Here is a 14,222-nt window from a genome sequence, read left to right on the forward strand (position 1 = left end):
CCCCCGGCCACGACCCGCTACCGCACCGCCCCCGATCTCCTTGCCGCCTCGCATGAAGAAACCGACACACCGACAGGTTGATTCTTTACGGCTTCTGTGAACCCAGCACCTCTGATGCCGGGCTTCGGGGAACACCTCGGCCAGGGCTTTCCAGAATCCGAGCGCGCCGTCGCCGACCGCCAGGACCGGAGCTCGCATCCCGCGCCGGTGACAGTCGCGCAGCGGATCGCCCCAGGAGTCGGCTGACTCGCGGTAGCCGTCGCTCATGGTGATCAGCTCCTTGGTGCCGTCCGCGCGCACGCCCATCAGCACCAGCACGCACGCCTTCGCCTCCCGCAGACGGATGCGCAGGTGGATGCCGTCGGCCCACACGTAGACGTAGTCGCTGCCGGACAGGTCAGGCTTGCCGAACGCCTGGTGGTCGGCCTGCCATTGCTGGGTGAGCCGGGTGATCGTCGCCGGTGACAGGCCCGCCGTGTTCAGGAAATGTTCCAGGGCCGGCCGGCACGAAGTCGCCGGAGGACAGACCATGCAGATAGAGCAGCGGCAGCACCTCGCTGATCTTCGGGGACTTGCGGCACCACGGCGGCAGGATCGCCGAGGAGAACCGCGTGCGCTGGCCCGTCTCGTCGTCGACCCGCTTGTCATTCACCCGCGGCGCTTTGACCTCGACCGCCCGGGCCGCGGTGGTGACCTGCCGGGGCTTGTGGTAGCCGTTGCGCCCCACCAGACGGCGCCCGTTGTCGTCCCGCTCGTCGGCCAACTCGGCTATGCGAGCGTTTACTTCGGCCTCCAGCGCGGCGGTCGGCATCCGTCTCGCACCCTCGCGGACGATCTCATCGATCAGGGAGGAGCCGATGACGGTGGTGCCGTCGCCGTTCACTGCGCTGAGCACTGGCGTGCCTTCCCGACCCGCGCGGCAACGCGGGCCTACTCGATACCCATCGATCGATCACTCGGGAAGGTACGCCCTGCCGAGCCGATCCACCGACAGGATCTGAGCATTGCTCCTCGAGGCGGGCGCCTGACCAGCGTTCTTGACCGTCAGCGGCACCAACTTCGCGCCGGTCGGGCCTACTTGCACCCAAGTATCCATCTACGGCCATACCGCAACAGTCTCATAACCGATTAAACGCACTGGTCATGCACCTCTGAATCAATCCAGGCCCGGCTCCGTCGACGCACCGTCCCAGGTGAACTGGTAGCGGTTCCTCTCTCGGTCGAAGGTCAGGCCGATGTCGACGCCGTCGATGCCGCAGTTCTCCCGCAGGCACTCGATGACAGCCGCGGCGGCTACTTCCTCCTGGTAGTCCGTGAGCATGGGTACGTCCCAGTCGTCCACGCGTACGAGTAGGGCATCGGCGCCGTCCCTCAAGGTGCCCAGCTGTCCGGCCACCAGTCCGAGACCGAACGCCATCCATCTCTCGTCCGCCGAGGGAATCCCCTGCGGCGGCAGCCACCAGACGTGTGAGTCGTCAATTCTCCGCCCCTCACGCGGCGGCTCGTCGATGGGCTGGACGTCGAGCGTGACGCGGGCGACGAGCCCCCACGAGCCGATACGCCTCTTATAGATGTACGTGAATGCCACGTGCGGTCTCTCTCTTCTCCGTCCTCAGAGGAATCTCAGTCGACCGAAGACACGGGAGTGGAAGTAGTGCTCTGTTCCCATGTTGGTGGGACGGGAGATGTAGTCGTAGTCATGTGGTTCACCACGCCCATACATGATGCTGTGGCGATCGATGAACTCGTCCATCTCAGTGTCGCTCATGGTGCCCACGTGGGCCTGGTTCATGGCGGCCAGGTCCGACTCGCTGACACGGAACGGCATGATCTCCACGTCAGCCCCGCGCCGGTTTCGCAAGAGTTCCGCGTAGCGCTCCGCCTCTTCCCGTGAACCCCATGAATACACTCCGGGACCCAGGTGAGCCCGGTGCTCGTCGCTGGGCCACGGAGTTCCGTCAGCCCGGAGCCGGGCTGCGTTCTCACGGTCCTGGACCGTGTAGAACTCCCTCTCCCCGCACTCGGGCGCAAGACCCAGTGGATCCGCACTTCGGTGTCGTGGTGGACGACGACGGGACTGGGCCGCCGACGCCTGCCTCGACATCACCACAGACTGGAGCGACTCCGGGCCCCGCCATCAGTCTCGACAAGGTTCAGCGGTCGGCGCCTGGGCTCGTGAACCTCTACAAGGCAGCTCATGTGTCTCTCGCCAAACACGAGGTCTTGGGCCAACGCGCAGCGGTTTATCTAGTTCTTGACCATTCCGGCAGCATGGGCTGGTTTTACGACAACGGCACGATGCAACTCTTGGCGGAGCAGGCGCTAGGGCTTTCCGCGAACCTCGATGATGACGGCGTTGTGCCAATCGTATTCTTCTCGCATGAGGTCGATTTGGTGACCGAGATTAGCTTGGGCAACTATCAGGGGCGTATTGAAGATCTCCATCAAGCCTTGGAATGGGGCGGCACAAGCTATGCGCCAGCGATGCAAGCGGTCATCGATCACTACCAGGCTAGTCGGTCCACCGATCCAGCGTTCGTGATCTTTCAGTCGGACGGGGATCCGTTCGACCGTAAAGAGACTAGAGACCTTTTGCGGCAGTCCAGCTCTATGTCGATCTTCTGGCAGTTCGTTGGGTTCGGGCTAAGCAAGGATCTTCGCTTCCTTCGGAGCCTCGATAATCTCACCGGGAGAACTGTCGATAACGCAGGTTACTTCGGCGCTGGACAGAACCCCGCTCAGCGCTCTGAGGCTGATCTTTATGACCTCCTAATGAAGGAATTTCCTTCCTGGCTAGCGGCTGCTCGGACAGCTGGTGTGCTTCGATAGGGGATCATTGGACGTGCGGAAATCTGAGCTACGACATCCACTTTAGGAGTTCGATCGCTCTTCGGCCCTACTGGCGATTGACCCGGCCATGCTGGCCATGCCAGACCGTCCACGAGTCCTGACATTCGGCGCTGTTGATGTCACGCGGGGATGTCAGGCGCGGTGTGACGCGTCGGGGCTTCGCCGTGTTGCTGAAGTTCCACACACGGCAAGGCCAGTTCCACCGGCGCCGGTTGGGCGAAGTGGTGGAGTGCGCCGCCTGTCAGGTAGAGGCATCCGCGTGGGGCCACAGCCCCCGGCCGGACCTCAACCACTCCGAAGCCGTTTTTCGAATCCTTTCGTCGGGGTCAGTGGTGAGGCGAAGAAGTACATCGGGGACGATGGGGTCATATAGCCAATTCTCAAAAAACTCAAATAGAGCCTCGCGTCTCACTGATGGGTGCTCGTCAAACGTTAGATGCACGAGAACCTCACGGGCCTCGGTGTACCCTCGTCCCAGATCCCCCCACAGTGATGCGGCAAGACCCCGGTGAGGGTATCTGTTGGAGCGGGCAAGTCGGTGGAGCACCTCACGGACAGCAGCAGCACGCGGCCACGCAGCACGCAAGCCCGCCCTTGCGGAGTCACGAACGCCGTCGCTGCTGAAGTCGAAGGTCAGCTTTACGAGGGTCTCGGCGATGCCAGCATCATTTGGCCAGCCCGTTGCCAATGCGCAAACAGCAGTCTTCCTGACACGGGCGTGCTCATCACGGGTCAGGACAAGGAGCTCTTTGGCTACCTCAGAGTCGCCCGGCCAACTCTTTGCCAACCCGTCAACGGCACTGCATCGGACGCCATAATACCGGTCATTCTTCGCGAGGCGGATAAGGATGTCGCGCGCGACAGCATCTCCGGGGTATACCCGTGCAAGCCCGCGTGTAGCAGATTTCCTGACGCGGTCATGGTCATCACGGACTATACGAAGGGTGAGTTCGCCGACGTCAGGATGGTCCGGCCAATTCTCCGACAGTGCTTGCACGGCACGTGCCCGGATGCCGGCGTCATCGTCGTTGGTGAGGCGAAATAGGGCATCTCGGGTTTCGGGTTGATTGGGCCAGTCGCGGAGGAGGCCGTCCAGAGCCATACGTCGGTTATTGACGCTGGTCAGGTGTGTGGCGGCCACCAAAATGGCGAGTTCGTCTTCGGACTGGAGAGGATCAGTAGGCATGAGGGTCTGCTGCAAAGCGCAGGCTTCGAGCTCTTCCTGGTCGTTGAGCGATTTGGCCTTGTTCAGGGCGGCGGCTATGTCGTCGAGGACACTGGAGGCGAGGAGGTCCTGTGGGAGAACAGGTTGGGGCGACAGTGCGTGGTCGCAGGGAAGCGGGACTAAATCGAAGGCGCCTGGGTCCAGAGAGAGACGGTGCAATTCTGCACGGGCTCGCTCCCACGATTCTTCAAGTCTGCGCATGCGTGCCGCTACTCGATAGGCTTCCTCGTGGCCAGTGCGTTTGTGGGCAAGGGCCTGCTGGGTTTCACTACGCAGCCGCGCGAGCTCTGCGGGATCACCGCTGGTGTGGTAGACGCGGGCCTCAAGGGCGTGATGGCTGGAGATGATATCCCGTAAGGCGCTGATAATATTCCACAAGGTCGCCATAAGAACCTGGGAGTCCCTCAGGGCGTAGCGCAGGCGAGTTTCGGTGTGGCGCGCCCGTTCGAGATCCACTTCAAGACGCAGGGTGGCGATGGTTTCTTCGGGTGTGTTGTCCCCTGCGGTTGTGTTGTCGCTGCGGGCGGGCGTGCGCGTGATCTGCGGTTGGGGGGCGTCCTGAATGGCGTTGACCAAGACGCGGGCCTGAATGCAGCGCTTCCGGTGCTCCTCCGCGCTGAGGCCTGCTGCTCGGTTGGTGATCCGTAAGAACTGGAGGGTGAAAGGCCAGAGTGGACTGGGCAAGGCCTGCGCCTTCAATAACCGGCCGATGTGCGATTTGGAGCAGGCCATCGTGCTGATCGGGGGTTCCGGTCTGCTTCCGTTGTCGGCCTTCGCCGCCTTTGCGTCCTGCACTTCCCGTGCGCGGGCAAAGCGTTCAGAAATGTCTCGGGCGCCCAGACCAGCCTCTCGGGCCTGACGTTGCAGAAAGTTCGCGTAGTCGAGCCGCGGGCCGCTTCCGGAACTTTCCTGGTTGGTCATGGGCCGCATCCCCATCCTCGTCCTCTGCTGCGGAGCCGCCCGTCCCAGACAGCCCCACCGTGTCCCTGGGACAGCTCCGGCTGCCACGTGCCGCCGCGCTGTGGACCTACGGCTTTGCGTTCGGTGTCCCCGTTGGTCCCCGTCCGTCCCGCAGGCGCTTGGCGATCAGATCCGGACGGCCCATTGTCGCCGCACCTCGCCCGGCTTCGCAGGGAAGTCGGGGATGATGCGAAGGAGGTCGTCTCCGTGACGGCTACGCCCAATGATGTCGCTCTGCTCATTGACCTGCCGGCTCCGACCGGTCTGCGAGAAGTCGCGGTGCACCTCTTGTTGGCTGCGGTACCCGAGTTCCTCGGCGCTGTGGCAGCCGCCTTCGTCGTCACCGTAACCTCCTGGGGCCTGCAGCACGTGCGCCGTATCTTGACCCGCACGGATAAGGACTCGGGTCATTGACCGGCTCTTCCCCACCGTCTCCTTGATGCCGGGGGGGAAGTGCCCAGCGGTCGGTACCGCGTCGAGTGACCGGTCATACCTCGGCAGCCAGCCACGAGAGTGGCCGTGCCTCGTCCGCCCGACAGGCGTGAAACACACCGCTTGCCATGGACCACGTCCGCTCGGCTCTGCCTGGGTCGACGGTGTACGGGATGGGAGCCCCCCAACACCTGCCACGACGGACCCGCGGTCGGCGACGGCGCCCCCTCCATCCCGGTGCCAGGCCGATCCCCCGCCGGAGGCATCGTTCTGACCGTGGCCGCTCCCGGCGGCACTCGCGTTGTGGTCTTCAGCTCGCTGCTATGCGCGCGGCACGGACACCGGCCGGGCTGGAGCGGGACGAAGGCAGGAGCGGCAGGAGCGGCCGGGGGCCGGGCCGCGCGCGGTGAGCGGAGCAAGCCGCCTTGATGACGTACAGCAAGTCGTAACTCAGCCGCGTGAGGCAGTCCACAGCGGCAAAGCCCGTGGACTCAGGCACCACCGAACGCCAACGAGCCCCCTTCCCAATCAGGAAAGGGGGCTCGCGAAGCCACGCAGTCACACACACGCAGTACGGACCTCAGACCCACTCCACCTCGGAAACGATGTACGGGGAACTTCCAGGGTCCAGCAGCGGCGTCCGAGAGGACACCGGCGGCGCCGATGGGCGAAGGACTGAAGCGCCGACCGCACCCAGCGCAGCCGTCACCTCCTCCTCGCTCGCCCCCGCCAACGCCTCAACCACCCAATCGAGTGCCCCGCTCACCTCAATGCGCGTGACCACTCGATGCGGGTGCCTGACCTGCGTTCTTGACCGTCAGAGGCAGCAACTTCTTGCCGGTCGGGCCGATTTGTATGGCCGTGTCCATCTGCGGCCATATGGACACACAGGCAAATCCAGCTCTACGGTCGCAGACATGGGGACACGTACGCGGACACGCACAGCAGCCGACCAGAGGCAGTACTCGGTTGAGACCGAGTGGACTGACGCAGATCTCGCGCTCCTGGAGGAACTCAAGCAGGCTGAGGCCCTGCTCCCCGAGGACGCTCCTCGGGCCCTCTTATCCGTCCGCCTGTCTGTACTGACGGACGAAACCACGTCGCCGGTGCGGCAGGAACTCGACCTTCGCATCCTGGCAAGGGAGCGAGGCTGCCGAGTCGTCGGCGTCGCTTCGGACCTGAACGTGTCGGCGACGAAGGTCCCGCCGTGGAAGAGGAAGGAACTCGGGGACTGGCTGAACAACCGCTCTCCTGAGTTCGATGAGCTCTTGTTCTGGAAGCTCGACCGCTTCGTACGCCGCCTCTCTGATCTCTCGACGATGATCGAGTGGAGCCTGAAACGCGGGAAGAACCTCGTCTCGAAGAACGACAGCCTTGATCTCACAACGACCGCCGGAAAGATCATGGTCACGATCATTGGCGGTATCGCGGAGATCGAAGCTGCCAACACTTCCACCCGAGTCACCAGCCTGTGGGACTACGCAAAGACTCAGGAAGAATGGATCATCGGCAAGCCGACATACGGCTACGTGACGGGTGAGGACCACTCGGGGAAGCCCGTCCTCGTCACAGACCCCGATGCCCACAAGGCACTGCACTGGGCTCGACGCATGGCACTCCGAGGACGCTCCGCCAGCTTCATGGTGCGCTGCCTGAAGCGGTCCGGGCTCATGAGCCAGGGGCTCACCGTGGCGACGCTCCACCGCCGCCTCCGCAACCCTGCGCTTCTTGGCTACCGAGTAGAGGAGGACAAGCAGGGAGGGCAACGGCGCTCGAAAGCGATCCTCGGTAAGGACGGCAGGCCGATCAAGGTTGCTCCCCCGATCTTCACCGAGGAGGAGTTCGAGACCCTCGGCGCCGCTCTCGACAAGCGCAAGAAGAACCAGCCTCCGCGTCGTGTCGGCGGAGCGACTCAGTTCCTCGGTGTGCTGTTGTGCGCCGACTGCAAGACGAACATGACGGTAAAGATCACAAACAACAAGTTCGGGATCTACCACTACCTTCGGTGCCGCAACTGCAAGAGCGGCGGACTCGGCGCACCCGACCCCGACCAGGTCTACGAGCGTCTCGTGGAGGACGTGCTCAAGGTCCTCGGCGACTTCCCGGTGCAGGTTCGCCAGTACGCCGAGGGTGCCGAAGTGCGACGGGAGATCAAGCGCCTTCAAGAGTCCATCGCTCTCTACATGAAGGAACTCGAACCCGGAGGCCGGTACACAAAGACCCGGTTCACGAAGGAACAGGCAGAGGCAACGCTCGACAAGCTCATCGGGGAGTTGGAAGCCATCGACCCCGAGACGGCGAAGGACCGGTGGGTCAACGTCCACGGCGGAAAAACCTTCCGCGAACACTGGCAGGAAGGCGGCATGGAAGCCATGGCCGCAGACCTGCGCCGAGTCGGTATCCGGTGCGAGGTCACCCGCACGAAGGTACCGAAGGTGCGGGCCCCGAAGGTGCACCTCCGCCTACTGGTCCCGAGGGACGTACGTGAGCGGCTCGTGATACGAGAGGACGACTTCGCGGAAGCGTTCTGACAAGGCCGCACTACGCACGAAAAGAGCCGCCTTCTCGAGGTGTACGGGGAGGCGGCTCTTCGTGTCAGTCGAACCACGACGCGGGGTCGAATGGCTCTTCCGTGCCGTCATCGTCAACGATCACGATCTCGCTCTCGATCAGACTCACAGCCGTCTCGTCATCAGCCCGAGGCAGCGACACGGGCCGAGCCTTCCGACGTTCACGTTCGGTCGGAGCGGTCATCGGCACCACTCCCCCTCTTGCCTCCTTTCCAGGCCGAGCCGTCGAGACTCGGCGAGATCTTCGGCAACGCCGGCCGCGATGAGGGCAGCGCCGGGGGTGTGGCCGGAGCCGACGTAGCGCCAGTTCCGTTCGGTGATTGCGTCGGGTATGTCGGTGTGGCACTGGTGGTTGGCGCGTTGGGCGCGAAGTGCTGCGTAAGTGGTGGAGTAGGCGCGGGATTTGGTGAGGATGTGTCCCCGGTAGCCGAGCGTGTGAGTCCAGGCGCGAAGGCGGAGGGGCGTGTACTCGGGTAGGCCGCCGAGGCGCCAGCAGGTCCGCATGAGGGTTCGAGTGTGTTCGCTCACTGGTGCCGACTCGATGTCGGCCCAGGTCGAGAGTGGGTGGTCAGTGCCGGCGCCTGTGTCGCTTGCGCCTTTGGCGACGTACTTGGCGACATACGCGGCGACCGCGTCATCGTCAGGGCCGTCACCGTCGGTCCGTAAGGGCCGGGCGTCGGTCTGGGCGCCCCAGCGTAGGTTCAACTCGCCCACAGCGGGGCTGTAGGGCGTACGGACCAGGACCCGCCGAGCGGAGGCGCGTACGGCGTCGATGAGGAGTTCGACCGTGCCCCAGGTCGGAGGTTCGTCTCCGGGTCCGGTCGGGCCGTCGAGGCGGACGACAGCATGCACATGGACGGCCGCCCGCCTCTGATATTCGGCGACGCGGGCGAAGGACAGCCGGGCGTGCCGGGCGAAGCGGGACTGCACCAGGCCGACCGATGATGCGAGGCGCCGCCGGACGTCGATGACGAAGCGGTCCCAGAGCTTGGAGGCGTGTGCGTGCCACAGGACGTGCGCGGTGTAGTCGTAGCAGTCGAGGCAGAGTGGTTGGCCGACACTCGGTGCCTCAGGCGCGTGGACGAGGCCGCAACCGAGGGGACGGCCGTGTTCGCAGGTGCCGCAGTCGCGGCGAGGACGGCACAGCTCCGATGACCGGTGCACCGGGCCGAACGACGGAGCGGTGAGGGTTACGAACAGTCGCGGGCGATGGCGGACGGCATCGGGGACGTTCTTGCCGCCGAGGAGGCCGGCGCGGACGAGGTGGTAGGTATCTCCGGCGTGGAGGCGGGAGCAGGCCGGGCAGATGGTTGCGCGGCGGTTGCGGCAGCGGACGAGGAGGCGTTCGCCGGGTTCGGTGCGGGTGTCGTAGTGGTGGAGGATCTCGCCGGTGGTGCCGTCCACGGTGGTGGTGGAGCCAGAGAGGTGGACGGGGCGGGAGCAGCCGCCGGTAGCGGTGATCTGCTCCAGCAGGCGAGGGAACTTTGGGTCTTGAGCGAGGCGGATTGCGTCGCGGTCTGCTTCGGGGAGCTGACGCAGACGCGCCGCGCGGTCGAGGGCGGCGCGCCGGTCAGCCGGGGTGAAGTCCGGGGTGATGGTGGTGGCCTTCCGGGGTGGGCCGCCGAGGCGGCAGGGGCATGGACGGCTGGTGGTGCGGGGCGGGTCATGGGGATCACCTCCGTGTCGGGGGCGGGTTGGTGGTCAGCGGATGGTTCCGGTGCCCCGGCAGACGCGGCAGCGGCGGATGCGTCCGGTCCAGGTCTTGCGGGCTCCGTCGCCCTTGCAGTGGGGGCACCTCACGCGAGGCATGGGCATGGCTGTGTGTCCCTTCGGGTCAGTGGTGGGCGAAGCCGCTGATGAGCCAGGTCACGAGACCGTGGACGGTGAAGACCACAGGGGTCTGTCCGAGGTAGAGGCCGAAGAGGCCGACGCAGACCGCTTCCCAGGCGCGCACGTCGCGTGAGCGGACGAGGAGGACGGTGATGATCCCGAAGATCACCGAGAACGTGAACGCCGCACCTTCGCTGATCACTTGTCGTCTCCTTCCGGCACCTCAAGGGCGCCGTTCAGGGCGGGCAGTTCCGGCGCCGTCGCGGCGTACTTCCGCGCCGTGGAGACGGCTTCCTCGGTCGGGGTGAGGTGGGAGCGGGCGCGGCTCCAGCCGCCGTCGGGGCCGGTGCAGACGGCCACGCCGCGTTCCTCTGCCGTGATCGACTGGGCGACCGCTACCGCGTCCTTGTTCAGGTCGCCCAGGGTCATTTCGGCCGTGGCAGGGTCGTTGACGCGGTGGCAGATCCGGCCGCCGAGCTGAGCCCGCAGCGCGGTGACACCGGCGCCGAGGTCGGAGCCGACGCGTTGGCCGGCAACGACCAGGTGCAGGCCGAGCGCTGCCCCAAGCTGCCCGATGCGGAGCAGGAGGGTGGAGCACTGTTCGGCTTCCGCCTTGCTCTCACGGGTGCCGTCCGACAGGTACAGTTCGGCGATCTCGTCCACGATCACGACGACCGGCACCGGCCGGAGCTTGTCCGGCAGTTCCCAGATGGAGCGGACCCCGGCCGACCGGCAGGCGCTCATCCGGTCCTGCATGTCGACCACGAGCGCGGAGAGCACGGTGACCGCTTCGCGTCGGCAGGTGGCCAGCGCGCTGAGCCGGTCGGCGAACAGGCCCAGTTCCATGCCGCCCTTGCAGTCGATGCCGACCAGGGCGACCGGCTGCGGGGCGAGCTGGGTTATCAGCCGGGCCAGCAGCGTGGACTTGCCCGAGCGGGTGGCACCGGCGATGAGCCAGTGGGGCACGAGCCGCAGGTTCATCACCCAGGCGCCGCCGCTCTCCAGGACCCCGATGAGCGCCGACAGCAACTCGGCCGGAGCAGACGCTAAGCCGGGTCGCTGAAGCGGATCCGTGGCCGTTGCCCTCAGCAGAACGAGCCCGCGTTCGGGCGAGGTGACCCGGACCGCGTGGACCTTCCACGCGTGCACGAACGCGTCCGCCGCCTTCAGGAAGGTCGCCGGGGTCTGTCCGGCATGGAGCCGGACCAGCACGGTCAGCCCCATGCGGGTGGCGCGCGGGAAAGAGATCCGCGGGGCCACCGGCCGCAGCGGGTCACCCTTGACGACCAGGTCGCCGAGCAGCCCGCGCGGCGGACGCTTGGCCACGGCCAGGTCGTTGAGCGTCGCGACCTTGCGCCAGGTGAACACGACCCGGCAGGCGGTGGCCGGGTAGCCGACCAGGTACCAGTGCCAGACCGGACGGTGCCGGCGGACCAGGTCACCGACGACGAGCACCCACGCCAGCACGGCCAAGCCGAGGGCGAGCAGGAGCGGTCCCATCAGGCGTCACCGCCCTTGGCATGCGCCGGACCGGTCACGGGAGTGATCGCATCGGCACGGAAGCTGACGCCGTGCCGGTCCCCCATCGACCACATGAACGCGGTCAGCCCAGTGACCTTGACGATCTGCCCTTCCTCGATGCCCTTCGGCTGACCGCTCACGGCGATCTCGATGACGGAGATCCGCCGTCCGTCCTGCCGCACGGTGACCGCCACGGTCCACACCGGATTGCCGTCCCGGTCCCTCTTCACCTCCTGCGTCTCGGGATTGCTGAGCTTTGCTTCCGGAGCGATGGCGCACCGCAGTACGCCCAGCCGCGCCGTGTCCACGGGAATGGACTGCATTTCGTTGGCCTCCTTGGCCAGTCAGGACGTCAGGCAGATCCTGACGTCACTTGTCCTTACGAGTGATGACTATGGAGCTCTGTACGGCGGTAGCGCAACTACTTATGCTGACGAGTGATGTCGCGCGTGCGACGTGCCTACGACCTCACTCGGAGATGACCGAATGTCGGAGATCCAGCGCCCCGGAGCCCTCTACCAGCAGGTAGCCGCCGCGATCCGCGAAGCGATCCTGTCCGGCGAGTTCGCGCCCGACTCCCTGTTGCCGTCCGAGGCCCAGCTCATGGCCCGCTACGGAGTCTCCCGGCCGACCGTCCGCAACGCCATTGCGGCACTGCGGGCCGAAGGCCTCATCGACGTCCGGCACGGCAAGGGCAGCTTTGTCCGCTCCAGCGGTCAGCCCGTCCTCACTCTGGAAAGGGGCGTCAGCCGCACAAGCGACGGCAAGTTCGTGATGCCTAGCGGCGACATCTGGCAGGAGGCCGAGGAGCCGAGCACCTACCGGACCCGCACGACGAAAACCACGGGCCGGCTCCTCCAACTCGAAGCCGAGGAAGCCCTGTTCGGCTGTGACCGACTGCTCACTGACCCCAGCACTGGGACGCGCGCCATGCATCGCACCTTGATCCCGTTCGAGGTTGCCGACGCCGTTCCCCTGCTCGGTCAGGAGCCGTGCAAGCCATCGGCCGCCCTCTACTGGGTGCTCACCCAGTCCGGGCACGGGCTCACCTGGTCCGAGACCGTACGGGCACGCATGCCCCTGCCCGACGAGCGCACCACGCTCCAGCTCCCGGACGCCACACCGATCCTGCACGTCAGCCGCGTCGCGCACGGCACCGACGACCGCCCGCTGATCCTCGAAGAACTGCGCTTCGGCGCCGACCGGGCCGAACTCGCCTACCGGATCACCGCCGACAAGCAGCCCGCACGACGCTCCCGCGCCTGACCGCCGACAACGATCGGTCGAAACTGCCTTCACTTCCTCAAGGGCGCGCCTGCGGCGCGCCGGGGCGTCCTGCCGCCCCGGCCGGGCGTGCGGCGTGGACGCCGGTCCCGTCCGGTCGGCCGGCGCCCCCGCCCGCAGCACGCCAAAGGAGTCGAGGCGTCGACCAACCATCGGTGCCGAGTCTCGGGCGGTACCGGCCGCGACGATCAAGAACACGGAAGCGTGGTTGCTGCCGGTGGGTGGCTGAGCGAGACACACGCGTGCCAGCTCGTTCGCCGCACGGCATCGTCGTGGCTGACTGTCGGTGGCTGCGGCATCAAGCAGGGGAGTAGCCGACCTCAGACAGACTTCACCAGAGGAAGCACCCCTCACGCTGCACCGCCATCGCTGTCCGCGCGTGCCTCCAGGAGCCCAGCGAGCCGGTCCACGGCGGCCGGCCAGCCCGTCAGCCGCACCACCCCGTGCCCGTCCTCGTTCGTGGACGCGACGGCCCGAACGGCGGACAGTTCCAAGCCCGCACCCAGGAGTGCGCGGTTCAGCCGGTCAGCAGCCTCGCGCGCGCCTCACGCCAACCGGAGATGTAGTCCACCCCGGACACCCAGAGACCGGAGTCCGCCCCCGACAGATCGAGACCATCGTTCGGCCAGCCTTCACCCGAGCCAGTCACCTTGCCCACCTCTGCCCTGATCTAGGTAACGGATCATCAACTTCTCTGGACCGGGGCAGAAACGCAGCACGGCGGCCCCGGTACCATCAGGCACCGGGAACCGCCGTGTTCCCAGCCGGGCCACCCTTCGCTTTCCAGGGCTGACGGGGTGGCCCGGCCTATATGGGGATGTGAAGCGCGGACTCTCGCTCGGGAGGGGAGCCCCCGGGCCGTCCGAGAGACCGCGCCCCTTCGGCCGGAGTGGTCAGGCTCCGGCCGGTGACCGGGCCGCCGCCCCGCTCCCGATCGCGAGGGAGCAGAGCAGGGGTAGCGGCCCGGCGTCTGTCAGGCCGACGACTCGAACCAGTCGGCCCAGACGCGATCAAGGTCAAACCGGCACCACACTGACTTGCCGGCACCCTTGAGACCCGGCGACCACCACACCGCATCGGCCAGGCGCTGAACGATCATCAGCCCCCGTCCCCGATCCGGTACGAGCGCTTCGACGAAGTCGCCAGCCAGATCCGGCGAGAGAAATTCACCCGCCGGAAGGTCGGGAGGATTCGAGTCCTCGTCGAAGACACCGATCCCGAGCAGCCCCGGCCAATTGATCAGCCACACGTCGATGCGCCTCTTCGCACCGGCCATCGACAGGCGCTCATCCGGTACGGCGTGGTGGACGACGTTGCCGACCAGTTCCGATACGACGAGCTTCGCGTCATCGACCACGTACCCCAGACTCCAGGTCGTGAGGTAGGAGCCGACCATGTCCCGCGCGGCCTTGACGCAGTCCGGGTCCTCTGCGTAGACCGTCAGCGCCCTGAAGTGGCCGCTGGAGGGGTCGTGCCACGAGCGGTGCGGAGCGCCCACCGTCGGGGCGTTCGCTGTGTGTTTGCTCTGCCGCGCTTCCACCGCGTTCCCT

13 protein-coding genes and 2 pseudogenes are annotated in these 14,222 nt (G+C 66.2%); 4 read left to right on the top strand and 11 right to left on the bottom strand.

Annotated elements, in window-relative coordinates; translation table 11 throughout:
- Positions 1–93 precede the first annotated feature (93 nt).
- The 3 genes and pseudogenes from ACFYOH_RS35385 to ACFYOH_RS35395 form a co-directional block, all read right to left on the bottom strand.
- Positions 94–895: pseudogene (locus ACFYOH_RS35385) on the bottom strand (transposase); the annotation flags it as partial.
- A 261-nt stretch (positions 896–1,156) separates the two neighbouring features.
- Entirely contained in the window at positions 1,157–1,588 is a 432-nt protein-coding gene (locus tag ACFYOH_RS35390) for a hypothetical protein (RefSeq protein ID WP_388634452.1), read from the bottom strand.
- 24 nt (positions 1,589–1,612) lie between these two features.
- Positions 1,613–1,837: a hypothetical protein gene (locus tag ACFYOH_RS35395; RefSeq protein ID WP_388634455.1), complete on the bottom strand. Its 225-nt coding sequence runs from the start codon at positions 1,835–1,837 to the stop codon at positions 1,613–1,615.
- Positions 1,838–2,175: 338 nt separating this feature from the next.
- On the opposite strand from ACFYOH_RS35395, the gene ACFYOH_RS35400 reads away from it, so the two are divergent.
- Positions 2,176–2,829, top strand: coding sequence for a VWA domain-containing protein (locus tag ACFYOH_RS35400; RefSeq protein ID WP_388634458.1), 654 nt, complete (start codon positions 2,176–2,178; stop codon positions 2,827–2,829).
- Positions 2,830–3,091: 262 nt separating this feature from the next.
- Here the strand turns inward: ACFYOH_RS35400 and ACFYOH_RS35405 are convergent, their stop codons facing one another.
- Positions 3,092–4,996 carry a HEAT repeat domain-containing protein gene (locus ACFYOH_RS35405; RefSeq protein ID WP_388634461.1) on the bottom strand — a complete coding sequence of 635 codons (1,905 nt, stop codon included), beginning with the start codon at positions 4,994–4,996 and terminating at the stop codon, positions 3,092–3,094.
- A gap of 246 nt (positions 4,997–5,242) precedes the next feature.
- On the opposite strand from ACFYOH_RS35405, the gene ACFYOH_RS35410 reads away from it, so the two are divergent.
- Positions 5,243–5,449: a hypothetical protein gene (locus ACFYOH_RS35410; protein ID WP_388634464.1), complete on the top strand. Its 207-nt coding sequence runs from the start codon at positions 5,243–5,245 to the stop codon at positions 5,447–5,449.
- A 935-nt stretch (positions 5,450–6,384) separates the two neighbouring features.
- A complete protein-coding gene (locus ACFYOH_RS35415; protein WP_388634467.1) occupies positions 6,385–7,998 on the top strand; it encodes a recombinase family protein in 1,614 nt (537 codons plus the stop codon).
- A 64-nt stretch (positions 7,999–8,062) separates the two neighbouring features.
- Here ACFYOH_RS35415 and ACFYOH_RS35420 read toward each other — a convergent pair whose 3' ends face one another.
- The 5 genes from ACFYOH_RS35420 to ACFYOH_RS35440 all read right to left on the bottom strand — a co-directional run bounded on the left by ACFYOH_RS35420 (position 8,063) and on the right by ACFYOH_RS35440 (position 11,711).
- Complete coding sequence (locus ACFYOH_RS35420) at positions 8,063–8,221, bottom strand: hypothetical protein (protein ID WP_388634470.1); 159 nt, start codon at positions 8,219–8,221, stop codon at positions 8,063–8,065.
- Positions 8,218–9,576, bottom strand: coding sequence for a replication initiator (locus tag ACFYOH_RS35425; RefSeq protein WP_388634754.1), 1,359 nt, complete (start codon positions 9,574–9,576; stop codon positions 8,218–8,220). The genes ACFYOH_RS35420 and ACFYOH_RS35425 overlap by 4 nt, the downstream gene beginning before the upstream one ends.
- 295 nt (positions 9,577–9,871) lie before the next feature.
- On the bottom strand, positions 9,872–10,069 hold the full coding sequence (locus ACFYOH_RS35430; protein ID WP_388634473.1) for a hypothetical protein: 198 nt from the start codon (positions 10,067–10,069) through the stop codon (positions 9,872–9,874).
- Complete coding sequence (locus ACFYOH_RS35435; RefSeq protein ID WP_388634476.1) at positions 10,066–11,367, bottom strand: FtsK/SpoIIIE domain-containing protein; 1,302 nt, start codon at positions 11,365–11,367, stop codon at positions 10,066–10,068. Before ACFYOH_RS35435 ends, ACFYOH_RS35430 begins: the two co-directional genes overlap by 4 nt.
- On the bottom strand, positions 11,367–11,711 hold the full coding sequence (locus tag ACFYOH_RS35440) for a hypothetical protein (protein WP_030992802.1): 345 nt from the start codon (positions 11,709–11,711) through the stop codon (positions 11,367–11,369). The genes ACFYOH_RS35435 and ACFYOH_RS35440 overlap by 1 nt, the downstream gene beginning before the upstream one ends.
- Before the next feature lie 163 nt (positions 11,712–11,874).
- On the opposite strand from ACFYOH_RS35440, the gene ACFYOH_RS35445 reads away from it, so the two are divergent.
- Positions 11,875–12,654, top strand: a complete 780-nt coding sequence (locus ACFYOH_RS35445; protein ID WP_388634479.1) for a GntR family transcriptional regulator — start codon at positions 11,875–11,877, stop codon at positions 12,652–12,654.
- Between the two features lie 368 nt (positions 12,655–13,022).
- Here ACFYOH_RS35445 and ACFYOH_RS35450 read toward each other — a convergent pair.
- Together ACFYOH_RS35450 and ACFYOH_RS35455 are read right to left on the bottom strand one after the other, a co-directional pair.
- Positions 13,023–13,321, bottom strand: a pseudogene (locus tag ACFYOH_RS35450) (hypothetical protein).
- Between the two features lie 324 nt (positions 13,322–13,645).
- Positions 13,646–14,212: an ATP-binding protein gene (locus ACFYOH_RS35455; protein ID WP_388634482.1), complete on the bottom strand. Its 567-nt coding sequence runs from the start codon at positions 14,210–14,212 to the stop codon at positions 13,646–13,648.
- Positions 14,213–14,222: the final 10 nt, after the last annotated feature.

Origin of the sequence: Streptomyces sp. NPDC007856, from assembly GCF_042868225.1 — a bacterium.
Classification (GTDB): domain Bacteria; phylum Actinomycetota; class Actinomycetes; order Streptomycetales; family Streptomycetaceae; genus Streptomyces.